This is a genomic window from Streptomyces sp. Ag109_O5-1, assembly GCF_003814875.1.
GTDB lineage: Bacteria > Actinomycetota > Actinomycetes > Streptomycetales > Streptomycetaceae > Streptomyces > Streptomyces sasae.
Genome location: NZ_RKQF01000001.1, coordinates 2,908,269 through 2,933,121, shown reverse-complemented (window position 1 = coordinate 2,933,121; position 24,853 = coordinate 2,908,269). Strand labels below are relative to the sequence as shown.

Sequence of the window (24,853 nt, the reverse complement as noted above, 5' to 3'; positions counted from 1 at the left end):
ACTGCCCCGAACGGCCCGGCTTACAGTGAAGCGGTGAACGGCGACTGGCTCCTCCGCGGCCGTGACGGCCGGCTCAGTGTCTATCTGCCGTCGGGCGACGCCGTGCTGTGCCGGGCGGAACGCGGTCCCGGCGGGCCCTGGGGCGCTCCCCGCAGGACGGGCGGCGAACAGCGGCTGCACCCCGGTTTCGCGGTGGGGCAGGGCGTCGACGGCTACGCCCACCTGGTCGCCTGGCGGCCGACCGTGAAGGGCGAGTCGGGGCTCGTCCACTCCACGCACTTCCGCCCGCATCTGGCCGCCCTGGACTGGCAGTCGATCGGCCACCCCGGCAGGAAGGGCGAGGTGACCGGTGTCCCGGCCGTCGCGGTGGATGCGGAGGGCCGCGCCCATGTCTTCGTCCGCAACCCGGGGCACGGGGTGAGCATGGTCGCCCAGAAGGAGAAGGGCGGCTGGGATCCGTGGCGTGACCTGAAGGGGCGGCAGGTAGAGGACGGGCTCGCGGCGGTGACCGGGGAGTCCGGGCGGGTCGAGGTGTACGCGGCCGTGTCCGGCGGGATCGCGTACTGGCGCCAGGAGGAGGCGGGCGAGCCGCCCGTGCTGCGGGAGGCCCTGGAGTCCCCGGTCCGGCCGGGCACCCTGACCGCCCTCGCCACCTCGCCCGCGAGCACGACCCTCTACTACACCGACGAGTCCGGCGACCTCCGCGCCTGGCGCCCCGGCGGCAAGCCGCACACCCTGCTGCCCTCCGCCGGACCCGGCCCGGTCGCCGCGGTCCGCTGCGAACTCGACGGGGTCGACTGCACGTTGCTCGCGCAGCGTTCGGCGAGCGGCCGGGTGGCCTTCGCCGCGTATCCGACCGAGGACGAGCGGGCCGGCGCCTGGTGGACCGAGTCCGGCCCGCAGCTCCCCGCGGACGCGACGGTCGCCCTGACCACGGACGAGAACGGCCGGGTGACCGCGGCGAGCCTCTCCCCGTCCACCGCCCAACTCCTCCTCACCCACCGCAAGAACGAACCGGGCCTGGCCCTGGAGGCCTGGCACGAGATCTGACAGACCGCCGGCTCCTGTCGGTGTCCGGGGATTTCTTCGCCGGATCGGGGACGGCGGAGCCGGCGGAACGCCTCAAGGGCGACCCGGGGCCGGCTCTTGAAGCCCGGCGCGCGGTCCGGCACTCTCGTCGGCGTCCGGGGACTTCTTGGCCGGATGGGGGACATCGGAGTCGGTGCGCAACGCCCCGAGGGTGAGCCGGGGGCGGCCCGGGATGCCTGGTGTGGATCGTGGTGGCCGGGTCGAGCCGCTTGGCGAGCAGCGCGGCGTCGGTCCGTGCGAGGTGCCGGTCTCACGCGTCGAGCGTGGACCGGTCCGCGGGCCGGCCGCCGTGCCGGGGTCCGACAGACCGTCAGTTTCCGCCGGTGGCCGGGGACCTCTTCGCTGACTCGGGGATCGTGGAGTCGGTGCGGATCGCCTTCCACAGGGTCTTCGCCTGCGGCTCGGCGGCCACCACGCGGTTCGGGTCGACCTTGTCGTACGCCACCGGGAGCATGATCGTCTCCATGGTGGACGGGTTGACGCCGTTCAGGCTGCGGCCGAACTCCGCGAGCTTGGTGAGGGAGGCGAGTTCGGAGTCGGTGGTGAGCGCGGCGGTCAGCTTGTCGGCGATCTTGTACGCCTTGACCGGGCTGCCCAGCAGGTCCTGCTTCTGGATCTCCCCGAGCAGCGCGATCATGAACTGCTGCTGGAGGCCGATCCGGCCGAGGTCGCTGCCGTCGCCGATGCCGTGCCGGGTGCGGACGAACTGGAGGGACTGGGTGCCGTCCAGCCGGTGCGTGCCCTTGGTGATGTTCAGGCCGCTGGAGGAGTCGTGGATGTCCTGGTCGACGGTGACGGTCACCCCACCGATCGCGTCCACCAGGTCCTTGAAGCCGGCGAAGTCGATCTCGACGTAGTGGTCCATACGGACCCCCGACATCTGCTCCACCGTCTTGACGACACAGGCCGGACCGACCTGTGAGTAGATGGAGTTGAACATCACGCGCTTCGCGGAGGCGACCTGGGAGCCGTCCGCCTTGGTGCACTCGGGGCGGGTCACCAGGGTGTCGCGGGGGATGCTGATCGCGACGGCCTTCTTGCGGCCCTCGGGTATGTGCATCACCAGCGCGGTGTCCGAACGGGCGCCGGAGACCTTGGCGTTGTCCAGCTTCGCGTTGGCGCCGGCGCGTGAGTCCGAACCCAGGATCAGGATGTTCTGGCCCGAGGTGGGCAGTTTCTCCGGGCGGTCGTCGCCGATCGCCCGGTCGATGTCGACGCCCTTGATGTTGCCGTCGATCCCGCTGTACAGCCAGTAGGCGGTACCCGCTCCGGCGAGGACCAGGACGGCCAGGGAGAGCAGGATCCACCGGCCGGTACGGCGTCGGCGGGGTGCGCCGCGCCGCGAGGGGCGGTCCGAGGTGCTCGGGCTGTCGGCGGCGGGGGTCGTCATCGGGTGCTGTCCTCGTCTGCTTCGGGCCGGGGCCGAAAATGATCGGGCGATCGGACAGACCGGTGACAGCCGACTTGAGTTGTATGTCAGTGATCCACGTCACGTTCACTTCATCGAAAGACTTCGCCGAAAGGCGGTGAAGCCAGGTGACGCGTCCGTTCCCGCGGCGGCCGCGGGCCCGCAGTCCGAGCCCGGGCAGTGTAGGTGCCATGCATATGATGTGGCGAATTTCGGGTCCGCCGCGGTCGGACCGGTCGGATACGTCTCCAGGGGGGCCGTGATGGTGATGCGGGGTCGCTCCGCGCAGCGGCGTCTTTCGGCCGCGCCCGGTGCTGCCGCCCCGGCGGTCACCGCGACGGGTACGGCCGCGGGTTCGTGGCTGGTGCGCGGCAAGGACGGCCGGCTCACCGCGTACGCGCCCACCGCCGGCGGACTGCTGCGCTGGACCGAGACCCGCCCGGGCGGTCCCGGGTGGTCGGGGCCGGAGTTCGTCGCGGTCGCGGACCTGACCCATCTCGCCGTCGTCCAGGGCGCCGACACCTATGTCCACTTCCTCGGGCGCCGGGAGCGGCGCCGGGCCGACGGCTCCGCCGTCGTGGACGTCGTACACGCCATCCAGTACCAGTCCGGACGGCCCGTCACCGAGTGGCGTTCGCTGGGCAATCCGCACCGGGAGCCGGATAAGGCGCGCAGGTTCGGCGTGCCGGCCGGGGCCGTGGACGCCAACGGCGATCTGTACGTCTTCGTACGGAACGCGGGCGGCGGCCTGATGATGCGCCGGGAGGGCAGGGCCGGCAAGTGGGAGCCCTGGAGCGACCTCCGGGGCGCCGACGTCCAGGACGGGCTGACCGCGACGGCAGTCTCGGACGGCCGGATCGAGGTGTTCGCCCCGGCCGGGGACGTGGCGCTGCACTGGACGCAGCCGGAACCCGGAGCCGTACCGCAGCGTTCGTACGACATACGGCCGGGCGCGCTGCCCGGATCCGTCGCCGCGCTGGAGACCGCGCCCGGCAGGCTCACCCATGTCTGGACCGATCCGGCCGGTTCGGGCCTGCTGTGCCGGCGGTCCGGCGGCTGGCCGGTTCCGCTCGGTGGTGCACCGGGGGATGGCGGCCATGCGGTACTGCGGGCCGTTCTCGACGGTTACGACTGCACAGTCGTCGCGCATCGCGGTGCGGCCGGGAGCGTCCTGGTCGGGGTGTGCGGCACGGAGGCCGAGGCGTCCGGGCTGTGGTGGACCGACACCGGCAGGCCGGGGACGGGCACGCCCGCGCTGGCCCATGACGCCCGGGGGCGTGTAGTGCTCGCCGCCTTCGGCGCCGAGGGCGCCCTGTGGGTGGGGCGGCAGGCGCCGGAGCCCGGCCTGGTCCTCGCGGACTGGGTCCGCGTCTGACGTTCCGTCGGGCCGGATGGTTGTACGGATGTGGCCTTCGCGACAGAGAGCCCGGGGCAACCGATTACTTCTGGACAGTTTGCCGTTCGGATGTAAACATTCTGAAGGTTCAGTAAGACCCAGGTAAGTCAAACATGTGACTTCGGTGAACATGAGGGTCCGCTGGCCGGTATGTCGACAGTCACACAGGGGGAAACAGGTGAGCCTCAATAATCCCGAGGCGAGCGCGTTCGTGTCGACATATCGATCCTTGGTGCCGGTGGGAGCCCGCCGCAGCATCGTCAAGCGGGTACCGAACCCCCTGCGCAAGTCGTTGAAGCGCTCTCTGGCCTCCGCCGACGCGGTGCGTTCCGCCATGGTCGTCCGGGCGCTGGGCGGCAGCCGCAAGGCTGCCGGGAACTCCACCGAGGGCCGGATGCGGGTCGTCCGCATCGGCGGCAAGCACGTCCGCGCCTTCGAGGTGCCCGGAGCCACCGCCTGGGCCGCCCGCGCCCGCAACCTCCACCTACTCGTCGCGGTCCTGGAAGAAGCCGGGATCGACTACTTCTGCGTCCGCGGCACCTCGGCCGCCGTGCCCAGCATCGCCGTACCGGCCGCCCGGCGCCCTGAGCTGGAGGCCGTCCTTCGGCTGGCCTGCGAGGACCGGGCCGGCTACATCGGCACCGTCTCGCCCGGCCAGTCGCGGCCCGGCGAGCTCCCGGGGAGCTGGCGGGGGCTGCGCGACCAGCGGGTGCTGCGTATCGCCTGGCACGTCTGCGACCCGACCGGGAACCTGGTCTTCGGCCGGGAGTCCGGCTGCGACATCGAGTTCTGGGAGGAGCAGGACGGACAGTTCGTCGCGCCCCGGCCCAACCGCGTGGTGACCGAGGTCCCGGTGGACGCCGGCCGCTGCTGGACCGAGCAGAAGCGCTTCAGCCCGGTGCCTGCCGTCTATGTCACCGGCCATGCCCGCACCCTGCCCGAGTTCGCGGCCGCGCTCCCCGACGACCACCTCTTCCCGATCGACGTTGTCTACACCTGGGTCGACGACTCCGACCCGGTGTGGCGCGCGGGCCGGGACGCCTTCCGGCGCGAGCTCGACGGCAGCCCCGCCGGCCGGCTGCACGAGCAGGCCGCCAACGACTCCCGGTTCACCAGCCGCGACGAGCTGCGGTACTCGCTCCGCTCCATCCACCAGTACGCCCCGTGGGTGCGCAACATCTTCCTGGTCACCGCCGGCCAGGTGCCCGCCTGGCTGAACACCGAGTTCCCCGGTATCCGGGTGGTGGACCACCGGGAGATCTTCTCCGACCCCTATGCGCTGCCCACCTTCAACTCGCACGCCATCGAGAGTCAGTTGCACCACATCCCGGACCTCTCGGAACACTTCCTCTACCTCAACGACGACGTGTTCTTCGGCCGCCCGGTCCAGCCCGGCCACTTCTTCCATCCCAATGGCCTGACCAAGTTCTTCCAGTCCAAGGCGCTCATCCCGTCCGGCCGGGCGAGCACCGAGGACCTGCCCGTCAACGCGGCGGGCAAGAACAGCCGCGGGCTGATCGCCCAGCAGTTCGGCACCGTCATCTCGCAGAAGATGAAGCACACCCCGCACGCCCTGCGCCGCAGCGTGCTGGCCGAGATCGAGCACGTCTACGCCAAGGCCCACCGGGTCACCCAGCACTCCCGCTTCCGCTCGCCGAACGACGTGCCGATCGCCTCCTCGCTGCACCACTACTACGCCTACCAGTCCGCGCGGGCCACGGTCGGCGAGATCCGGTACGTCTATGTCGACCTCGCCGACGACCTCGCCGAGCGCCGGCTCAACAACCTGCTCGCGCGCCGCAACTTCGACACCTTCTGCATGAACGACACCGTCACAGCGGCCGACCCCGAGGCTCAGAACCGCATGGTCGAAACGTTTCTGGACGCCTATTTCCCGGTCCACAGCCCGTTCGAGACCGCGTCCGGCATCACCGCACCGCGCACCCCGGCGCGCACCGCCCAGCTGGGGCCCGTCGGCTCATGACCGCTCCTCAGAAGAGTCCCGCCGCAAAGGCAGGCGGGACCGTCCGCCCGCGCGCCCGCGTCGCCGCCCTGCGCAACCGGCTCATGCTCGGCGTCTTCATCCCGCTGCGCCGCCGGCGCACGGCGCTGCTGCACTACGCCGCCATCCTCGACGGCCAGACGGTGAACCTGCACGCCGAACTCCCGCCGTCCACCCGGCTGCCCGACCGGGCCGAAATCGTGCTGCGCCGCGGCCGGCGCCGCCACACCGCCGAGGCCCGCGTCTACGAGGGCCCGGCCGGCCAGGCCCTGGTAGACGCGGCCGTCCTGCTGGGCGCGGAGGTCGGCGGAGTGCCCGTCACCGCCGGGCGCTGGCGACTGCGGCTTCGGCTGCGCACCGGGCGCCGCAAACGCTCGCTGTCCCTGCTGCTGCTCCAGCCGCCGGTGCCCTACGAGGGCCCGACCAAGCCCATGGCGGCGTCCCCGGTGACCGGCGAACGCCACCGGCTCGGCCGCTCCGTGCGGGGCAGCGCCCGGGTCGTCAGCAGCGGGGCCCGGGCGGCCGCCGAGGTGGCCAAGGTGCACCTGACCCACGCCGGCGTCACCGTCGACTTCCGGGTGCTCGGCACCCGGATCGAGGAGCCCTGGGCCGAGTTCGTCGCCTCCGGACGCCGTGTCGAGCAGCCGGTCACGGCGCTCGGGGCGGACACCTTCCGGGTGGAGGTCCCGCTGGCGCAGATGCCGCCGCGCGGTGCCCGGCCCGAGCACTGGGACGTCGAACTCCACGACCGCGCCGGCCGCTCCATGCGCCTGGGCCGTCGCCTCCACGACGTACGCAACCCGCTGCGCGTCTTCGCCATGCGCAGCCTCGCCATCACCCCCCAGGGCCACCCGCCCATGATCGTCCAACCGCGCTACACCCCCGCAGGAAATCTCCGGGTCACCTGCACGCGCATGCCCGAGGCAGGCTGAACCGACAGATGAAGATCACCTTCCTGCTGACCACGGCGGACGCCGTGGGCGGCACCGAACGCGCGGTGTTCAACCAGGCGTCCGAACTCGCCACCCGGCACGACGTCCGGGTCCTCAGCGTCTTCCGGAGCAGGCGCGACCAGTTCTTCACCCCCGACGAACGGGTCCGCGTCGACTACCTCGTCGACGCCACCGCCCGCACCCCCCGCCCGGTGCGCTCCACCACGGTGGACGACTCGGTGTGGGCCGGGCTCGTCGCGCAGCCCAGCCAGATCGTCGACCGGTCCTGGGAGTCGGCCTTCAACCGGCTCGCCGACCTCGAACTCGAACTCGCCCTCCAGGACACCGACACCGACGTCCTGGTCACCACCACCCCGGCACTGATGGCCCTCGCCGTGCAGCTCGCACCGGCCCACGTCATCACCGTCCATCAGGAACACCGGGTCTCCGAACTGCGCGGCACCAGCGGTGAACCACTGCGCCGCTTCGCCGCCCGGCTGGACGCGCTGGCCGTGCTCAGCGAGCGCACCCGGGACTGGTTCGCCGAGACCCTGGGCGACGCCGCGCCCCGCCTGGAAGTGGTGCCCAACGCCCTGCCCAGCGGCTTCCGGCCGCGCTCCACCCTGCAGACCCGCACCGTCGTGATCGCCGGCCGGCTGGTGGCGGAGAAGCAGATCGACCACGCCGTCACGGCCTGGGCGACGGTTGCCCGGCACCGCCCGGACTGGCAGCTGCGCATCTTCGGCGACGGCCCGCTCAGCGGCGCCCTTCGCCGGCAGATCGACATGCTCGGACTGCACGACTGCATCCAGCTCAACGGCAACTCCAAGCACCTCGCGGAGGAGTGGGCCAAGGCCAGCATCGCCACCCTCACCTCGCGCAACGAGGCGTTCGGCCTGGTCCTCGCCGAGGCCCACGCGGCCGGCGTCCCGGTGGTGTCGTACGACTCTCCCAACGGCCCCCGCGAAGTCGTCATCGACGGGCACACCGGCATCCTCGTCCCGCCCGGCGACACCGACGCCCTCGCCTCGGGCCTGCTGCACCTCATCGAGGACGCCGAACTGCGCCAGCGCATGGGCACCGCCGCACTCGCCTCCGTCAACCGCTTCTCGCCCGCCGTGGTGACCGCGCACTGGGAGCGGATCTTCCACGAACTCGTCGCCGAACGCGACAGCGGCCGCCGGGCCGTCGCCAAGGCCGAACGCCAGGCGATCCACGGCCACCGGGCGGGCGCCGACGGCATCGTCCCGGCCGCCGCGCCGGCCCCCTCCAGCACCGTGCGCAGCTCCGACCAGCGCGCCCTGGAGGAACGCCTGCTCAAGCGGCGCGACCTGGTCAGCGACGGCGGCCAGGTGTGCCGGCTCCTCGACTGGGAGTCCCCCTGGGACGTGGTCAACCAGAATCTCACCCTGGTCGCGGGCGCGCTGGAAGCGGCCGACATCCCCTACCTGGTGACCCGTGACAGCCTGGTCCGGCACACGGTCGCCGTGCATGCGGTGCACCGGGAGGCCGTCTTCAAGGCCGTTGCCGAGCGCTACGCCGACGATGCCGTCTACACGGCCGTACTCAACGAGGGCCAGAAGACGGTGGCGACCGTCCTCGCCTCCTTCGCCACCGGCTACGCCGCCACCCCCTCCTCCGGCCTGCGCGTCTACCAGAGCGTGGTCTCCCGGTCCCGCCTGCTGCGCCTCGGCGCCGTCTACGGCTGCACCATCTCCTTCTGGGACCACGACCCCGAGGACGGCAGCCACCTCCGGGCTCCCGCCCGCACCCTCGTCGGCGACCGCGTCCCGAACACCGCCATGTACCGGGGCACCCTCACCCTGGCCGGTCGGCCCTACCCGACGATCGGCCCCTTCACGCGGACCCTGCACGGAGACGTCGACTTCCCCGTCGACGCCGTGTACACCTGGGTCGACGGCGCCGACGTCGACTGGCTGGAGCGCAAGAACGCCGTCCTGGCCTCGATGGGCCTGGCGACGGAGGACGCGGCGACCAGTGCGGCCCGCTTCCGCGACCGCGACGAACTGCGGTACTCCCTGCGGTCCATCGACATGTACGCCCCCTGGATCCGGAACATCTACCTCGTCACCGACCGGCAGGTCCCCGACTGGCTGGACCTCTCCCACCCCCGGGTCCGGGTCGTCGACCACACGGAGATCTTCGGCGCCGGCGGCGCCCTGCCGACGTACAACTCCCATGCCATCGAGAGCCAGTTGCACCACATCGAGGGGCTGGCCGAGCACTTCCTGTACTTCAACGACGACGTTTTCCTCGGCCGGACCGTGCAGCCGGACATGTTCTTCCTCGGCAACGGCCAGGCCCGGCACTTCATGTCGCCGACCGCCGTGCCGATGGCCGAGGCGACCACCGCCGACGAGTTCAACATCAGCGCCGCCAAGAACAACCGGGCCCTGATCGAGCGGGACTTCGGCCAGACCCTGGTGCACAGCTTCCTGCACGCGCCCCACCCGCTGCGGCGCAGCGTCCTGGCCGACATCGAGCAGCGCTACCCCGACGCCGTCCGGGCCACCGCGGCCAGCAGGCTGCGCAGCCACAGCGACATCTCCGTGGCCTCCTCGCTGCACCACTACTTCGGCTACCACACCCTGCGCAGCGTGCCCGGCAGCATCTCCTGCGGGTTCGTCAACGTCGGCCTCAGCGACCACGCGGCCCGGCTCAACCGGATCCTCACCGTCCGCCCGCACGACGTGTTCTGCCTCAACGACTACCACGACGGGGACGTCCCCGAGGACGAGCAGGACGCCGTCCTGGCCGCGTTCCTGCCCAGTTACTTCCCGGTGCCGAGCCAGTTCGAGACCGGATCGACCCGCAACCAGCGGGCGCACGCGGGCTATCTGCCGGGATGGCCGCTGTGACGGCCGTAGGGAGCAAAAGAACCATGACCAGTCTCGCCTCCGTGCTGCAGATCGTGGCGCACCCCGACGACGACCTGTACTTCATGAACCCGGCCGTCTTCCAGGGCCTCAAGGCCGGCACCCGCACCACCACGGTGTGCCTCACCAGCGGCGACGCCGACGGCCGCAACCCCCGCCCCGGACAGACCGGCCCGGTACCCGAGGACCGCGAGGCCTACGGCAGAGCCCGGCAGAACGGCCTCAGGGCCGCCTACGCCGCAATGGTCCTCGGCGACCGCACGGCACCCTGGAAACCGGCCACCCTCACCACCGCGGGCGGCGCGGTCGCGGAGGCCTACACCCTCGCCGACGCTCCCTGGGTGACGCTGATCTTCCTCAACATCCGCCAGCACGGCACCCCCGAGGGCCCCGCCCGCAGCCTGCACGTGCTCTGGCACGAGGAGGTCCAGCAGGTACCTACCCTCGTCCCCACCGGCGGCCTGGTCCCCGAGGTCCACTGGTACACCCGGACCGGCCTGGTGGACACCCTCGTCCAGATCATGGACCTGGTCCGCCCCACCCTGGTCCGCACCCTGGACCCCGACCCCGACCGCCTCGTCCACAACGAGGCCTTCCCGCAACGCCACGACCACGGCGACCTCTCCGACCACGCCGACCACACCGCGGCGGCGCTGTTCGCCTGGTTCGCCCTGGACCACTACCAGGGCCCCACCGCCTACGCCGTCGAGTCCTACCGCGGCTACTACAACGAACGCTGGCCCCACAACCTCAGCCAGCGCTCCGTCTCCCTCAAGGACTACTTCCTCAACGTCTACGGCGCGGCCGACGGCTACGACAGCGGCGACCCGGCCGGCAGCGGCGACTACGCGCTGTCCTTCTCCTCGCGCCGCACCGGCTGGGTGCAGAGCACCGCCCCGCGCCACCCGTCGGGCGCCGCCTGGCTGCTCGCCGACCGCAGGGGCCGGCTCGCCGCGTTCGCGGTCGTCAACCGGCAGGCCGCGGTCTGGCTGGAGGCACAGCCCGGCACCGACCAGTGGCGCGGCCCCTTCCTGCTCGGCGGCGGCCCCCTCGCCCCCGGGCTCGCGGTGAGCCTCACCCCGGACGGCCGCTGGCAGATCCTCGCCGAACGCCTCTCCCACCTGGCCGCCGGCGAAGACCATGTCCGCGAGATCGTCCTGCTCGAACAGGCCGAACCCGACGGGGTGTTTCCCGGCTGGATCAGCCTCGGCAACCCGTCCGCGGGCATCCCGCACCGCGACCGTCACCTCGGCGGCCCGGTCGCCACCAGGGACGGCATGGGCCGCCTCCACGTCTTCGTACGCAACGCCGGGCTCGGCCTCCACACCCGCATCCGGGAAGCCGACGGCGCCTGGGGCGAGTGGACCGACCTGCGCGGCCACGACCTCCAGGAGGGCCTCACCGCGGTGACCGCGGCCAACGGCCATGTCGAGGTCTTCGGCGCCAGCCGTGAGGGCGTGTTCCACTGGGCCCAGAACTCCCTCGACGAACCTCTCACCAGGGCCCCGCGGTTCCGGCTCACCGTGCCGGCGGGCCCGGTGGCCGCCGTCGTACAACCGGGCGGCCAGGTCATGACGGTGTACCGGCAGCCCGAGACGGGTCGCCTGCTGATGGCCCAGGAGGACGCCCCGGGCGGCCGCTGGGCCCAGCCCGCGGCATCCATCGGCGGCCCGGGCGGGTTCGGGGCGATCGCGCTGGCCGCGTCACCGTCCCCGGAGACCGGCACACTCGCGGTGAGCAGGGCCGACCTGGGTGGGGTGGCCTACCGGTTCCTGCCCGGGAAACAAGGGTGGCGGGAACTGCCCACGACCGCACTGGGCGGCACGATCGCGGGCGCCCCGGCGGCCGCGTTCGACGCACTGGGCAGGGCGACGATCGCGGTCCTGGGCGCGGACGCCCGCCTGGCGGTGACCCGCCAAGTGGCGCCAGGCTCAACAGAGTTCGGTCCCTGGCTGACGGTGGGATAGCGCCCCGTCAGGGGCACGGGGCTGTATTCATATGCGGCTACCGCCGCGTGGGCGCGACCAGCCACGACGAGCCGGCACTCGCACACGCACCGCACCCCGTACGGCGATGGCCGGCGCACAGCCGACCCGGCACGCAAAAGGGGGCCCCGCGCCACGCGGAGCCCCCTTCGGCGAACCGGCCGTAGGCCGTTACGCCGGTACGGACGCCACACCCGGCGCCAGGAACTTCTTGCCGTTCACGCGCTCCGAGACACCCTCGCGGTCCAGGTACGGCGTGATGCCGCCCAGGTGGAAGGGCCAGCCGGCGCCCGTGATCAGGCAGAGGTCGATGTCCTGCGCCTCGGCGACGACACCCTCGTCGAGCATGAGCCCGATCTCCTGGGCGACGGCGTCCAGGACACGGTCCCGGACCTGCTCCTCGGAGAGGACCACGTCACCCTGCTTGAGCAGCGCGGCGACCTCGGGGTCCAGCTCCGGCTTCCCGCTGTCGTACACGTAGAAGCCGCGCTTGCCCGCCTTGACGACGGCCGCGAGGTTCGGGGAGACCGTGAAGCGGTCCGGGAAGGCCCGGTTGAGGGTTTCCGAGACGTGCAGACCGATCGCGGGACCGACCAGCTCCAGGAGCACCAGCGGGGACATCGGGAGACCGAGTGGCTCCACGGCCTTCTCGGCGACCTCGACGGGCGTGCCCTCGTCGATGACGTTCTGGATCTCGCCCATGAAGCGGGTGAGGATGCGGTTCACGACGAACGCCGGGGCGTCCTTCACCAGAACCGCCGTCTTCTTCAGCTTCTTGGCAACGGCGAACGCGGTCGCGAGCGACGCGTCGTCGGTCTGCTCGCCGCGCACGATCTCCAGGAGCGGGAGGACCGCGACCGGGTTGAAGAAGTGGAAGCCCACGACCCGCTCGGGGTTCTTGAGCTTCGACGCCATCTCCGTCACCGACAGCGAGGAGGTGTTGGTGGCGAGGATCGCGTGCGCCGGGGCGACCGCCTCGACCTCGGCGAAGACCGTCTGCTTGACGCCGATCTCCTCGAACACGGCCTCGATGATGAAGTCCGCGTCGGAGAAGCCCTCGGCCTTGTCCAGCACACCGGTGACCAGGGCCTTGAGGCGGTTGGCCTTGTCCTGGTTGATACGGCCCTTGCCGAGCAGCTTGTCGATCTCGGCGTGGACGTAGCCCACACCCTTGTCGACGCGCTCCTGGTCGATGTCGGTCAGCACGACCGGCACCTCCAGACGGCGCAGGAAGAGCAGCGCGAGCTGGGAGGCCATCAGACCGGCACCGACGACACCGACCTTGGTGACCGGGCGCGCCAGGTTCTTGTCCGGGGCACCGGCGGGCCGCCTGCCGCGCTTCTGCACCAGGTTGAACGCGTAGATGCCGGCGCGCAGTTCGCCGCCCATGATCAGGTCGGCGAGCGCCAGGTCCTCGGCGTCGTAGCCCTGCTGCAGGTCGCCGTTCTTGGCGGCGGCGATGATGTCCAGGGCGCGGTAGGCGGCCGGGGCGGCGCCGTGCACCTTGGAGTCGGCGATGAACCGGCCGCGCGCGACGGCCTGGTCCCAGGCCTCGCCGCGGTCGATCACCGGGCGCTCGACCGCGATGTCGCCCTTCAGCACCTGGGCGGTCCAGATCAGCGACTGCTCAAGGAAGTCGGCACCCTCGAAGAGGGCGTCGGCGATGCCCAGGTCGAAGACCTGCTGACCCTTGAGCTGCTTGTTCTGGTTGAGGCTGTTCTCGATGATCACCGAGACGGCCTTGTCGGCGCCGATCAGGTTCGGCAGCAGCGCGCAGCCGCCCCAGCCCGGGACCAGACCGAGGAAGACCTCGGGGAGGGAGAACGCCGGGATGGCCTTGGAGACGGTCCGGTACTTGCAGTGCAGACCGACCTCGACGCCACCGCCCATGGCGGCACCGTTGTAGTACGCGAAGGTCGGCACCGCGAGGCCCGACAGCCGCTTGAAGACCTCGTGGCCGCCCTTGCCGATGGCGAGCGCGTGCTCGTGCTCCTTGAGGAGCTCGACACCCTTGAGGTCGGCGCCGACCGCGAAGATGAACGGCTTACCGGTGATGCCGATACCGACGATCGTGCCGTCGGCGGCCTCCTTCTCGACCTGGTCGATGGCGGTGTTGAGGTTCGCCAGCGAGGCCGGGCCGAAGGTGGTCGGCTTGGTGTGGTCCAGGCCGTTGTCGAGGGTGATCAGCGCGAAGCGGCCGGCCCCGAACGGCAGGTCGAAGTGGCGCACGTGCGCCGACGTCACGACCTCGTCGGGGAACAGGTCCGAGGCCTGCTTCAAAAGCTCGGCGGTGGTGCTCACTTGTCCCCCTCGAAGTGCGGGTTCTCCCAGATGACCGTCGCGCCCATGCCGAAGCCGACGCACATGGTGGTCAGGCCGTAGCGGACGTTCGGCTGCTCCTCGAACTGGCGGGCCAGCTGCGTCATCAGACGCACACCCGAGGAGGCCAGCGGGTGACCGAAGGCGATCGCGCCGCCGTACTGGTTGACGCGCTCGTCGTCGTCCGCGATGCCGTAGTGCTCCAGGAAGGCCAGCACCTGGACGGCGAAGGCCTCGTTGATCTCGAAGAGACCGATGTCGGAGATCGACAGACCCGCCTGGGCCAGCGCCTTCTCCGTCGCCGGGATCGGGCCGTAACCCATGACCTCCGGCTCCACACCCGCGAAGGAGTACGCCACGAGACGCATCTTCACCGGCAGGTTGTTCTCGCGGGCGAAGTCCTCGGAGGCGATCAGCGAGGCGGTCGCACCGTCGTTCAGACCGGCCGCGTTACCGGCGGTGACCCGCCCGTGCACGCGGAACGGCGTCTTGAGACCGGAGAGGCTCTCCAGCGTCGTGCCCGGGCGCATCGGCTCGTCGGCCGTCACGAGACCCCAACCGGTCTCGCCGCCCTCCGGGTTGGTCCGGCGCACCGAGATCGGCACCAGGTCCTGCTGGATCTTGCCGTTGGCGTACGCCTTGGCGGCCTTCTCCTGCGAGCGCACCGCGTACTCGTCCGCGCGCTGCTTGGTGATCTGCGGGTAGCGGTCGTGCAGGTTCTCGGCGGTCATGCCCATGAACAGCGCCGACTCGTCGACCAGCTTCTCGCTGACGAACCGCGGGTTCGGGTCCACGCCCTCGCCCATCGGGTGACGGCCCATGTGCTCGACACCGCCGGCGATGGCGACGTCGTACGCGCCGAAGGCGACGGAACCGGCGACCGTGGTGACGGCGGTCAGGGCGCCGGCACACATACGGTCGATGGAGTAGCCCGGCACGGACTGCGGCAGCCCCGCGAGGATGCCCGCGGTACGGCCGATGGTCAGACCCTGGTCACCGATCTGCGTGGTCGCGGCGATGGCGACCTCGTCGATCTTCTTGGTGTCCAGACCGGGGTTGCGGCGCAGCAGCTCCCGGATCGCCTTCACGACGAGGTCGTCGGCACGGGTCTCGTGGTAGATGCCCTTCGGGCCCGCCTTGCCGAACGGGGTACGGACGCCGTCGACGAAGACGACATCCCTGACGGTACGAGGCACGATTGGCTCTCCTCCAGGGTGCGGGATGGCACTGCTGCATGTGCTGAGCACGCGCTCAGGGCCCATGCTACTTATGAGTAACGTGACTGCCCAGTCCCGACGCCCGGAGCGGCGAAGGTCACACTGAAGCCGACGGTCGGGGAGCGCCCCTTCAGGGGCGCGGGGCGTAACCGATATGCGGCTCCGCCGCGTGGGCGCGATCAGCCACAGCGGACCCGCAGCCCCTCACGGCGCTTCACCGCGGCGGCGCAGTGGACCCCCGAGGCGTCAGTACCGGCGTAGCCACCGCATGCGACCCGCCCTCCTCGAACAACGTCCGAGCCACATCCGCCCCGAACCCATGCACATCATGGCTCATCGCCGACAACGTCGGATGAGTGAGCCGGCACAACTGCGAGTCGTCCCACGCCAGCAACGACACATCACCCGGCACCCGCAACCCCATCTCCGCGGCCACCGAAAGCCCCGCCACCGCCATGATGTCGTTGTCGTACACGATCGCCGTCGGCCGGTCCGGTGCGGCGGCGCTCAGCAGCGACCGGGTGGCCCGAGCCCCCGCCTCCCCGGAGTAGTCGGTCGTCACCTGCCACGCCCCGGCCAGCTCCAGCACCCGCGCCGCCTCGTCGAACGCCGCCGTCCGCATCGCGGTGTGGCCGAGCGCGGCGGCCCCGCCGACGCGCGCTATACGGCGGTGCCCGAGCGCCGCGAGGTACCGCACGGCCTCCTTGACGGCATCGCCGTCCTCCGTCCACACGGACGTGAGGCCGCCCGTCAGCGAGTGGTGCCCGACGGCCACCACCGGCAGCCCCAGTCGTCGCGCCGCCCCCACCCGGGGGTCGTCCGCCCGGAAGTCGACAAGGATCGCCCCGCCGATCTGCCGCCCCCTCCACCAGGACTCCAGCAGCCCGACCTCGTCCTCCACGTTCCGTACCAGGCGGAGCAGCAGCGAGCAGGAGTGCTCGGTCAGGACGCTCTCCAGGCCCGAGATGAACTCCATGTACCAGGGTTCGAGCCCGAGCATCCGGGCCGGCCGGCAGACCGCGAGCCCCACCACGTCCACCCGCGCTCCGGCGAGCGACCGTGCCGTGGTGTCCGGCGCCCAGCCCAGCTCCCGGGCCGCCGCGAAGATCCGGTCGCGGGTCGCCTCGGCCAGCCCCGGCTTGTGGTTGAAGGCCAGCGACACGGCCCCCTTGGACACGCCGGCACGGGCGGCGACGTCCTTGATGGTGACGCGGGGTGCTGTCATCGGGAGGGCTCCACGCAGTACAGGGCGGCCCGGGCGGCGGCCACGTCGGGAGTCTTCCAGCCGGTCACCCCGATCGTGACCCGTTCCCCGGGAAGGAGCGTGACCAGCCCCCGGTCGGCCCGCGCGGCCGGGTCCAGCCGGTCGGCCTGGAGGAGCAGGTCCCGTACGAGGGTGAGAGCCGTCACGGTCACCGCCCCCGCCGCGACCGTCACCTCGAACTCGGGCTTCGGGTAAGGGATTTCGCGGTCGGCCGCCGGGAAGTACAGGGCCCGCAGTCCTTCCCCGCTCTCGACTTCGCTCGAGCGGGGGGACCCCCATGCGTCGGCCACCAGGAACTCCGCCGGCCCCTCGGGGCGAAGCCCCTCCGGCACCTCGACGACCGCCACCGCCCGCGCCCCGGCGGCCAACTCCACGCTCGCGCCCGCGACCACCACCCCGTCGACGGTCATCCGGCGCAGCGCGACCGCTCCCGCCCACGCCTCACGCGCCTGATTGACGGCGGCCAACACCAGCCCTCGCTTCCGTACTTGAAGCGTCAGCAATCGGTCCGCGTACAGCCGCCGCAGTTCGTGCCAGAGCGGTTTCTCCCGTCCGTCCCCGTCGAGGGCCGCCCAGGAGGTCACCGGCCAGCAGTCGTTGAGCTGCCAGACCACCGTGCCCGCGCACACCGGCCAGTGCGCGCGCCAGTGCTCGATCCCGGCGGCCACGGCGCGCGCCTGGTTGACCTGCGTGAGGTAGTGCCAACGGTCGAAGTCCCCCTCGGGGAAGACGAAATGCCGCTCCAGGCCGCGCCGCAGCTTCCCGTTCCCGTCGTCCGCCTTCTGGTGGTGCAGCATCCCGGGGGAGTCCGCCGCGAGCGCCTCACCCGGCAGCGCGCGCCGCAGCGTGGCGTACGCGGGGGGCGCCTGCCACCCGAACTCGGCCACGAATCGCGGCACTTGGGCGCGGTACTCCGCGTAGTCCGCCCGGTTCCACACCTCCCAGGAGTGGTGCGTGCCGTGCGCCGGATCGTTCGGATGCCGGTCCCACGACCCGGACCACGGACTGCCCGCCGTGTACGGCCGTGTCGGATCCAGCTCGGCCACCACCCGCGGCAACAGCCCCAGGTAGTACCCCTCGCCCCAGGATGCCCCGGCCAGCCGCTCCTCCCACCCCCAGTCCCGGAAGCCCCACAGGTTCTCGTTGTTGCCGTTCCACACCGCCAGCGACGGATGCGGCATCAGCCGTACGACGTTCTCCCGGGCCTCCGCCTCCACCTCGCCCCGCAGCGGCTGCTCCTCCGGATAGGCCGCGCACGCGAACGGGAAGTCCTGCCACACCAGCAGCCCCGACTCGTCGCAGGTGTCGTAGAAGTCCTCGCTCTCGTAGATCCCGCCGCCCCAGACCCGTACGAGGTCCACGCCCGCGTCGGCGGCCCGCCCGAGGCGCTCCCGGTACCGCTCCCGGGTCACCCGGGACGGGAACACGTCGTCCGGGATCCAGTTGACGCCCCGCGCGAACAGCCGCTCGCCGTTCACCACGAAGGTGAACCCGGTGCCGTGCTCATCCGCCCGCCGGTCCAGCTCCACCGTCCGGAAGCCGACCCGCCGCCGCCAGGAGTCGAGCACCCCGTCCTTGTGCAGCAGCGTCAACTCGACCTCGTACAGCGGCTGTTCACCGTACCCGCGCGGCCACCACAGCCACATCTTCCTGCAGTTCGTCCGCTCGATCCCGATCTCCCTGGACGAATCGGCCCGCCTGGACGGCGCGAACGCGTTCACGATCTACCTCAGGATCATCCTCCCGCTGCTGAAACCGGCGATCGCGACCGTCGTCATCGTCAAGGGCATAGCCGTCTACAACGACTTCTACATTCCGTTCCTCTACATGCCCTCCCAGAACCTTGGCGTGATCTCGACGTCACTGTTCCGCTTCCGGGGACCCTACGGAGCGCACTGGGAGATCATCTCGGCGGGAGCGATCCTGGTGATCCTGCCGACGCTGGTCGTCTTCCTCTGCCTGCAACGCTTCATCTACAACGGCTTCATGCGGGGAGCGACCAGGTGAACCGCGGTCGTCCTGCGCAGTGCTTCGTCGGCGGGTGTCACGACGGGCGCCGCGAGCGAGTACACCAGCAGCGGCTCGTCGCCGGCCCGGTACGCGAACCGGGTGGTCGCCGGGCCGCAGGCCACGCCGAGCGCGTCGAGCACCCGCGTCGTGCGGAGCGTGAGGGTCCGGGCCGGCCGGCTGTCCGAGGAGAGCGGGCCGGCAGGGTCCGGTCGGCCGTGCCCGCTGCGGGCGTCCTCCCACACGCCGGTGACGACGTGTTCGGGACGGCCGTCCGGGCCCGGCCGGGTGACGGTCTGCACCGTGTACTGCGGGCGGGAGGGCAGTTCGGTCAGGACCAGGTGTGCGCTGCCGGAGTACCGGACGGCCGCGTGCCGCATGACCGGCCAGGAACTGTTGATCTGGAGCGCGTCCGCGCATTCCACCGGCTCGACCGGGATTCCGGCGACGGCCGGGGCGAGCAGGTAGCCGGGCAGCGGGCAGGTGCGCGCCCAGGCCACGGCGGCGGCCGGACTCGTCGTGCGGATGCCCCGCAGAGCGGGGATTCCCGCCCGTGACAGGCGGGCCGCCTGAGCACCGCGGTCGTACCTCAGCGGGGACGACGCCGGATCGGCGCCGGGCAGGCCGAGCTGCCAGGCGATCCGGTCGGCCGCTTCGATGCCCTCGGCGCTGCCCGCGACGACGGCCGACACACCCAGTGCCCGCAGGGCCTTGACCGTCTGCCGGACTCCCCGGTGCACGACCGTGCCGGCGTATCCGGCGGGTATCGGGGCGATCCGGTACGCCGGTGGCCGCAGACGGTGCTCCGGTACGACGGCCACAGTCCGCCAGCCCTGTCGGGCGAAGGCCCGCGGATACGGACCGTCGCCGTCGTACGGGGCGATCACCGCTGCGGTGCCGGAGGGGATGGTCATTGCTGTGCTCTCCCATGAAGGCTGCGCTGATCGACCTGCCGGTACGAGGCCGACCGGGCTTGTTGGGACCATGAGGTCTCTTCTTCTCCGCCCGCTTTCCTACCGGTGATTGCCCTGACTCGGATGAGATGGCGGTGTTTCCTGGATGCCGGTCCACGCCAGAAGGGACCGTTCGGTCTCTTCTGGCGGTGCCAAGTCTGGAACGCCGCCCCTGTGACGTCAAGGGAACACCGGGTGTAGTGGGGCGTCGTAATGGGGCAGGTCAGGACTGATCTGCAGAGGGGGCCTTACGCCCCACTTCACGCTAGTATCGGCAGGCACCTCATCGGCCGACGGGCCTCGAAGGCGAGATCGAATGAGCAACCCGCGCAGGCCGCGACGTCGGCAGCAGCGTGCCATCGACACCAGGCAGCGCATCCTCGACACCGCCGGCGCGCTCTTCGTGGCGGACAGCTATGAGGGGACCTCGATCAGCGACCTCATCACGGCCGCACGGACGAGCAAGGGGGCCTTCTACCGGCATTTCCCCGGCGGAAAGCTCGAAGTGGCGACGGCCATCATGGAAAACACGCTGACCATGGACGGGCTCGTGGAGCAGAGGATCATGCTCCAGGAAGTGGTCGACATCGGCATGATCCTGGCGCACCGGATCTCCCACGAGAGCGCCCTGCAGGCCGCTCTGATGCTGTCGTTCCACAGCAGTGCGCCGGAAACCTATGGAACTCCGTGGCCGGACTGGATCGTTTTCAACGCAGGGCAGCTGACCGAGGCCCGGCGGCGCGGTGAGCTGAAGCCTTTCGTCGACCCGGAGCAGCAGGCCCACCAGATCGCGGGCGGCTGGGCCGGAGTGGTGCTGATCTCGAACACCCTCGACCGGCACCTGGGGAACGTGGAAGAACGCGTTTCGCGCATGTACCGCAATCTGGTGACCGCGATCGCGGTTCCCGAGGTCCTGCCGGAGCTGGACCTCTCGGTGAACCGGGGCAGGTGTCTGTACACCGCGTTCCTCGAAGGCGCACCCGCCCCCGACCGGTCGCACGGCGAGACGGCCGAGGAACCCCCGGAGTAACCGAAGGGCTCCCGGCGCGTCTGAGAACCCGGGAAAACGGCCTAGACGGCGAGCGCCGTCACCAGCACCGGCGTCACCTGCTCCACCTGCCAGGGCCGTGCCCCGTACCCCTCCAGCGCTGCTCCCACCGTCTCGGCGTCCACCACCTGCGGCGGCTCCCAGCAGAGCCGCCGCACCGTGTCCGGCGTGATCAGGTTCTCCTGCGGCATGTTCAGCTCCTCGGCCAGCGCCGACACCGCGGCGCGCGCCGCGGACAGCCGAGCCGCCGCGGCGGGATCCTTGTCGGCCCAGGCCCGTGGCGGCGGCGGCCCCGTGACCGGCTGCCCCGGCTGCGGCAGTGCGGCGTCCGGCAAGGCCTTCGCCCGGTCCACCGCGGCCTGCCACTGCTCCAGCTGGCGCCGCCCCATGCGGTGCCCGAACCCGTTCAGCCCGGCGAGGACGTGCACATTGGCCGGCAGGGCGAGCGCCGCCTCCACGATCGCCGTGTCACCGAGCACCTTGCCCGGCGACACGTCCCGCTTCTGCGCGATCCGGTCCCGGGTCTCCCACAGCTCCCGCACCACGCCCAGCTGCCGGCGCCGCCGCACCTTGTGCATCCCGGACGTCCGGCGCCAGGGATCCTTCCTCGGCTCGGCCGGCGGCGCGGCCGCGATCGCGTCGAACTCCTGCCGCGCCCACTCCAGCTTCCCCTGCCGGTCCAGCTCCTTCTCCAGCGCGTCCCGCAGGTCGACGAGCAGCTCGACGTCGAGCGCCGCATAGCGCAGCCAGGGCTCGGGCAGCGGCCGGGTCGACCAGTCGACAGCGGAGTGGCCCTTCTCCAGGACGAACCCGAGGACGCTCTCGACCATCGCGCCGAGCCCGACCCGGGGGAACCCGGCGAGACGGCCCGCCAGCTCGGTGTCGAAGAGGCTGCTGGGCACCATGCCTATCTCGCGCAGACAGGGCAGGTCCTGGGTGGCCGCGTGCAGCACCCACTCGACGCCGGCGAGCGCCTCGCCGAGGCCGGACAGGTCGGGGCAGGCGACCGGGTCGATCAGCGCGGTCCCGGCGCCCTCGCGGCGCAGCTGGACGAGGTAGGCGCGCTGCCCGTAGCGGTAGCCGGACGCACGCTCGGCGTCGACGGCGACCGGACCGGAGCCGGCGGCGAACGCGGCGATCACGCGGGCGAGGGCAGCCTCGTCCGCGACCACGGGCGGAATGCCCTCACGCGGCTCCAGCAGAGGGATCGGCGCCCCCGTCACAGAAGATCCGGCGTCGTCCGGAGGGGTGCCCCCGGTGGTGCGCAGTGAACTGTCTGCTGCGGTCTCTTGGGCGTCGGTCACATGTCAAGGGTATCTGTGTGTGGACGGCGCCCGTCGACGGAACGTTCCGTCGACGGGCGCCGGAGGGTCGTAAACCAGTCAGGTCGGTGAAAGATCGGGTCCACGAACGGGGGACAGCGGAGTGCGGCGTGAGCGGGACCGGCGGCCGATCGGGTTCACGTCGGTGAACGTTCGACGGGTCAGTGGATGATGCCGGTGCGGAGGGCCACGGCGACCATTCCGGCACGGTCGCCCGTGCCGAGCTTGCGGGCGATACGGGCGAGGTGGCTCTTGACGGTCAGGGCGGACAGGCCCATCGAGACGCCGATCGCCTTGTTCGACTGGCCCTCCGCGACCAGCCGGAGCACCTCGACCTCACGGCCGGAGAGCTCGCGGTAGCCACCCGGGTGGCTCGGGGCACCCGGGGGGCGGCGGTGCATACGGGCGGCGGCGGAACCGATGGGGGCGGCGCCCGGTCGGGTGGGGAGCCCGATGTTGGTGCGGGTGCCGGTGACGACGTAGCCCTTGACCCCGCCGGCCAGGGCGTTGCGCACGGCGCCGATGTCGTCGGCGGCGGACAGGGCCAGGCCGTTGGGCCAGCCCGCCGCCCGGGTCTCGGACAGAAGGGTCAGGCCGGAGCCGTCGGGGAGGTGGACGTCGGCGACACAGATGTCGCGGGGGTTGCCGATGCGGGGACGAGCCTCCGCGATGGACGAGGCCTCGATCACATCGCGCACGCCGAGCGCCCACAGGTGGCGGGTGACGGTGGAGCGGACGCGCGGATCGGCCACGACCACCATCGCGGTGGGCTTGTTCGGGCGGTAGGCGACCAGGCTTGCGGGCTGCTCTAGGAGAACGGACACCAGGCCTCCTGGGGTGGGGGACGGGGGGCCGGCTTGTGGGGATGAAGCCGGGACGAACCGTGCTTTCAAGGTCACAGTCGTCTTCGGCACCAAACCCGTCCGCCTTTAGAGAATGATCACGATCTGGTGAGTAACAATACGTGCAATTCGGACACGCGATCGATCATCCGAAGATCGAATCGGTTCGGGCTGTTGCGGTACGGGACAGAAAGTGGCCGTATCGACAAAGAGATGGTCAATGAAGGGTGAGTCGACGGGACCCGGGTGGACGGGTCCCGCTCCATGGTGGTGAAGGGGCGTGGTAAGGGCTCAGCGGGCCTGCGGGTCGCGGCGCTGCGGCAGCGACACCACCGAGGCGTCGCCGGGGGCGGCCGGCGGCAGCCCCGCGACCTGCGCCAGCAGGTCGCACCAGGAGGCGAGGTGCCCCGCGGTGTCCGGGACGCCGGAGCGGCCCTCCCGGGGCGTCCAGGAGGCCCGGATCTCGATCTGCGAGGCGGCGGGACGCTCGGACAGCCCGCCGAAGTAGTGCGAACTCGCGCGCGTCACGGTCCCGCTCGGCTCCCCGTACGACAGACCGCGCGCCTGGAGCGCCCCGGTCAGCCACGACCAGCAGACCTCCGGCAGCAGCGGGTCGGCCGCCATCTCCGGCTCCAGTTCCGCGCGCACCAGCGTGACCAGCCGGAACGTGCCGCGCCAGGTGTCGTGCCCGGCCGGGTCGTGCAGCAGCACGAGACGCCCGTCGGCGAGATCCTGGTCGCCGTCGACCACCGCCGCCTCCAGAGCGTACGCGAACGGGGCGAGCCGCTGCGGCGCGGGCGTCGGCTCCACCTCGACCTGCGGCCGCAGCCGTGCGCCGCGCAACGCGTCGACCGCGGCCCGGAAGGCCTGCGGTACCGGTGGCGCCGTACTGCCCGTATTCCCTTGCCCCTCCCCGGTGTCCTTCCCCTCGCCCGTCCCGCCAGCGCCGTCCGACAGTCGTCCCTGAGCCGCAGCCATGCGGGGAAGAGTAAGGGGAACGACGCCTTCGCGCAGGGAGAGACACCACCTAAGGCACCACCCGAGGTGCCGTACAGGGCGCGGCCACGGCGGCTTCGGGGGCGTGCGAGACTTGCCGTCGTGAGTGCGAACGGAAGCCCCGCGGGCCAGCAGCCGACAGCGACGTACGACAGTGCCTTCCTGAAGGCGTGCAGGCGTGAACCCGTGCCGCACACCCCCGTGTGGTTCATGCGGCAGGCCGGGCGCTCACTGCCGGAGTACCACAAGGTGCGCGAGGGCGTCCCGATGCTGGAGTCCTGCACGCGGCCCGAGCTGGTTACCGAGATCACACTCCAGCCCGTGCGCCGGCACAACGTGGACGCGGCGATCTACTTCAGCGACATCGTCGTCCCGCTCAAGGCCATCGGCGTCGACCTCGACATCAAGCCCGGCGTCGGCCCGGTCGTCGCGCACCCGATCCGCACCCGCGCCGACCTCGCGCAGCTCCGTGACCTCACGCCCGAGGACGTCTCCTACGTCACCGAGGCGATCGGCCTGCTCACCCGGGAGCTGGGTGCGACCCCGCTGATCGGCTTCGCCGGCGCCCCGTTCACCCTCGCGAGCTACCTCATCGAGGGCGGCCCCTCGCGCACGTACGAGAACGCCAAGGCGATGATGTACGGCGCCCCCGAGCTCTGGGCCGACCTCCTCGACCGCCTCGCCGACATCACGGCCGCGTTCCTCAAGGTGCAGATCGAGGCCGGCGCCTCCGCCGTCCAGCTCTTCGACTCCTGGGCCGGCGCGCTCGCCCCCGCCGACTACCGGCGCTCGGTGCTGCCCGCCTCCGCGAAGATCTTCGACGCCGTCTCCGGGTACGGCGTCCCGCGCATCCACTTCGGCGTCGGCACCGGCGAACTGCTCCGGCTCATGGGCGAGGCCGGTGCGGACGTGGTGGGCGTCGACTATCGCGTTCCGCTCGACGAGGCCGCCCGCCGGATCGGCCCCGGCAAGGCGCTCCAGGGCAACCTCGACCCGACGGTCCTGTTCGCCGGCAAGGACGTGGTGGAGACCAAGGCGCGCGAGGTGCTCGACGCGGCCGCCGGCCTCGAAGGCCATGTCTTCAACCTCGGGCACGGCGTCATGCCGTCCACCGACCCGGACGCGCTGACCCGGCTCGTGGAGTACGTCCACTCCCAGACCGTGCGCTGAACCCGC

At 71.5% G+C, this 24,853-nt stretch carries 16 protein-coding genes and 2 pseudogenes; 9 read left to right on the top strand and 9 right to left on the bottom strand.

The features are described from left to right. The first annotated feature begins 33 nt into the window (after window positions 1-33). Window positions 34-1,050 carry a hypothetical protein gene (locus EDD90_RS13125; RefSeq protein WP_123973189.1) on the top strand — a complete coding sequence of 339 codons (1,017 nt, stop codon included), beginning with the start codon at window positions 34-36 and terminating at the stop codon, window positions 1,048-1,050. 349 nt (window positions 1,051-1,399) lie between these two features. Here EDD90_RS13125 and EDD90_RS13120 read toward each other — a convergent pair whose 3' ends face one another. Then, complete coding sequence (locus EDD90_RS13120; protein ID WP_123973188.1) at window positions 1,400-2,479, bottom strand: LCP family protein; 1,080 nt, start codon at window positions 2,477-2,479, stop codon at window positions 1,400-1,402. Between the two features lie 280 nt (window positions 2,480-2,759). Here EDD90_RS13120 and EDD90_RS13115 point away from each other — a divergent pair, with 280 nt between their 5' ends. From EDD90_RS13115 to EDD90_RS13095, 5 genes are all read left to right on the top strand, one after another. After that, window positions 2,760-3,872 (top strand): hypothetical protein, encoded by a 1,113-nt coding sequence (locus EDD90_RS13115; protein WP_185149066.1) that lies wholly within the window; start codon window positions 2,760-2,762, stop codon window positions 3,870-3,872. A gap of 151 nt (window positions 3,873-4,023) precedes the next feature. Continuing rightward, the gene (locus EDD90_RS13110) at window positions 4,024-5,877 is read left to right on the top strand and encodes a stealth family protein (RefSeq protein WP_123981207.1); all 1,854 of its coding nucleotides are present in this window, start codon (window positions 4,024-4,026) and stop codon (window positions 5,875-5,877) included. Beyond that, entirely contained in the window at window positions 5,874-6,827 is a 954-nt protein-coding gene (locus EDD90_RS13105) for a hypothetical protein (RefSeq protein ID WP_123973187.1), read from the top strand. The genes EDD90_RS13110 and EDD90_RS13105 overlap by 4 nt, the downstream gene beginning before the upstream one ends. A gap of 8 nt (window positions 6,828-6,835) precedes the next feature. After that, a complete protein-coding gene (locus tag EDD90_RS13100; RefSeq protein WP_123973186.1) occupies window positions 6,836-9,706 on the top strand; it encodes a stealth conserved region 3 domain-containing protein in 2,871 nt (956 codons plus the stop codon). A 23-nt stretch (window positions 9,707-9,729) separates the two neighbouring features. Next, window positions 9,730-11,691: a PIG-L family deacetylase gene (locus tag EDD90_RS13095; protein WP_185149065.1), complete on the top strand. Its 1,962-nt coding sequence runs from the start codon at window positions 9,730-9,732 to the stop codon at window positions 11,689-11,691. A gap of 189 nt (window positions 11,692-11,880) precedes the next feature. On the opposite strand, the gene EDD90_RS13090 is transcribed toward EDD90_RS13095, so the two are convergent. The 4 genes and pseudogenes from EDD90_RS13090 to EDD90_RS13075 all read right to left on the bottom strand — a co-directional run. Further along, the gene (locus EDD90_RS13090) at window positions 11,881-14,010 is read right to left on the bottom strand and encodes a 3-hydroxyacyl-CoA dehydrogenase NAD-binding domain-containing protein (RefSeq protein WP_123973184.1); all 2,130 of its coding nucleotides are present in this window, start codon (window positions 14,008-14,010) and stop codon (window positions 11,881-11,883) included. Beyond that, on the bottom strand, window positions 14,007-15,224 hold the full coding sequence (locus EDD90_RS13085; RefSeq protein WP_123973183.1) for an acetyl-CoA C-acyltransferase: 1,218 nt from the start codon (window positions 15,222-15,224) through the stop codon (window positions 14,007-14,009). The genes EDD90_RS13090 and EDD90_RS13085 overlap by 4 nt, the downstream gene beginning before the upstream one ends. A 235-nt stretch (window positions 15,225-15,459) precedes the next feature. Continuing rightward, window positions 15,460-16,470 carry a LacI family DNA-binding transcriptional regulator gene (locus EDD90_RS13080; RefSeq protein ID WP_123973182.1) on the bottom strand — a complete coding sequence of 337 codons (1,011 nt, stop codon included), beginning with the start codon at window positions 16,468-16,470 and terminating at the stop codon, window positions 15,460-15,462. Next, window positions 16,467-18,152 (bottom strand): annotated as a pseudogene (locus tag EDD90_RS13075) (glycoside hydrolase family 2 protein); the annotation flags it as partial. The pseudogene EDD90_RS13075 and the gene EDD90_RS13080, both read right to left, overlap by 4 nt. Here EDD90_RS13075 and EDD90_RS13070 point away from each other — a divergent pair. Beyond that, window positions 18,151-18,516, top strand: a pseudogene (locus EDD90_RS13070) (carbohydrate ABC transporter permease); the annotation flags it as partial. The pseudogenes EDD90_RS13075 and EDD90_RS13070 overlap by 2 nt on opposite strands. Here EDD90_RS13070 and EDD90_RS13065 read toward each other — a convergent pair. Then, entirely contained in the window at window positions 18,483-19,430 is a 948-nt protein-coding gene (locus tag EDD90_RS13065) for a hypothetical protein (RefSeq protein WP_123973181.1), read from the bottom strand. The pseudogene EDD90_RS13070 and the gene EDD90_RS13065 sit on opposite strands and share 34 nt — an antisense overlap. A 355-nt stretch (window positions 19,431-19,785) precedes the next feature. Between EDD90_RS13065 and EDD90_RS13060 the strand changes: the two genes are divergently transcribed. Further along, window positions 19,786-20,499: a TetR/AcrR family transcriptional regulator gene (locus EDD90_RS13060; protein WP_123973180.1), complete on the top strand. Its 714-nt coding sequence runs from the start codon at window positions 19,786-19,788 to the stop codon at window positions 20,497-20,499. Between the two features lie 41 nt (window positions 20,500-20,540). Here the strand turns inward: EDD90_RS13060 and EDD90_RS13055 are convergent, their stop codons facing one another. The 3 genes from EDD90_RS13055 to EDD90_RS13045 form a co-directional block, all read right to left on the bottom strand. Then, a complete protein-coding gene (locus EDD90_RS13055) occupies window positions 20,541-21,821 on the bottom strand; it encodes a ribonuclease D (protein WP_123973179.1) in 1,281 nt (426 codons plus the stop codon). 179 nt (window positions 21,822-22,000) lie between these two features. Next, window positions 22,001-22,663 (bottom strand): response regulator transcription factor, encoded by a 663-nt coding sequence (locus EDD90_RS13050; protein WP_123973178.1) that lies wholly within the window; start codon window positions 22,661-22,663, stop codon window positions 22,001-22,003. A gap of 309 nt (window positions 22,664-22,972) precedes the next feature. After that, the gene (locus tag EDD90_RS13045) at window positions 22,973-23,659 is read right to left on the bottom strand and encodes a DUF3000 domain-containing protein (protein ID WP_123973177.1); all 687 of its coding nucleotides are present in this window, start codon (window positions 23,657-23,659) and stop codon (window positions 22,973-22,975) included. A gap of 120 nt (window positions 23,660-23,779) precedes the next feature. Here EDD90_RS13045 and hemE point away from each other — a divergent pair, with 120 nt between their 5' ends. Next, complete coding sequence (gene hemE / locus EDD90_RS13040; RefSeq protein ID WP_123973176.1) at window positions 23,780-24,847, top strand: uroporphyrinogen decarboxylase; 1,068 nt, start codon at window positions 23,780-23,782, stop codon at window positions 24,845-24,847. Window positions 24,848-24,853 lie beyond the last annotated feature (6 nt).

Excerpts from the sequence above, each read along its gene's own strand:
- EDD90_RS13120 (WP_123973188.1), bottom strand. The coding sequence starts at position 2,479 with ATGACGACCCCCGCCGCCGACAGCCCGAGCACCTCGGACCGCCCCTCG.
- EDD90_RS13115 (WP_185149066.1), top strand. The coding sequence starts at position 2,760 with ATGGTGATGCGGGGTCGCTCCGCGCAGCGGCGTCTTTCGGCCGCGCCC.
- EDD90_RS13110 (WP_123981207.1), top strand. The coding sequence starts at position 4,024 with ATGAGGGTCCGCTGGCCGGTATGTCGACAGTCACACAGGGGGAAACAG.
- EDD90_RS13105 (WP_123973187.1), top strand. The coding sequence starts at position 5,874 with ATGACCGCTCCTCAGAAGAGTCCCGCCGCAAAGGCAGGCGGGACCGTC.
- EDD90_RS13100 (WP_123973186.1), top strand. The coding sequence starts at position 6,836 with ATGAAGATCACCTTCCTGCTGACCACGGCGGACGCCGTGGGCGGCACC.
- EDD90_RS13095 (WP_185149065.1), top strand. The coding sequence starts at position 9,730 with ATGACCAGTCTCGCCTCCGTGCTGCAGATCGTGGCGCACCCCGACGAC.
- EDD90_RS13080 (WP_123973182.1), bottom strand. The coding sequence starts at position 16,470 with ATGACAGCACCCCGCGTCACCATCAAGGACGTCGCCGCCCGTGCCGGC.
- EDD90_RS13065 (WP_123973181.1), bottom strand. The coding sequence starts at position 19,430 with ATGACCATCCCCTCCGGCACCGCAGCGGTGATCGCCCCGTACGACGGC.
- EDD90_RS13060 (WP_123973180.1), top strand. The coding sequence starts at position 19,786 with ATGAGCAACCCGCGCAGGCCGCGACGTCGGCAGCAGCGTGCCATCGAC.
- EDD90_RS13045 (WP_123973177.1), bottom strand. The coding sequence starts at position 23,659 with ATGGCTGCGGCTCAGGGACGACTGTCGGACGGCGCTGGCGGGACGGGC.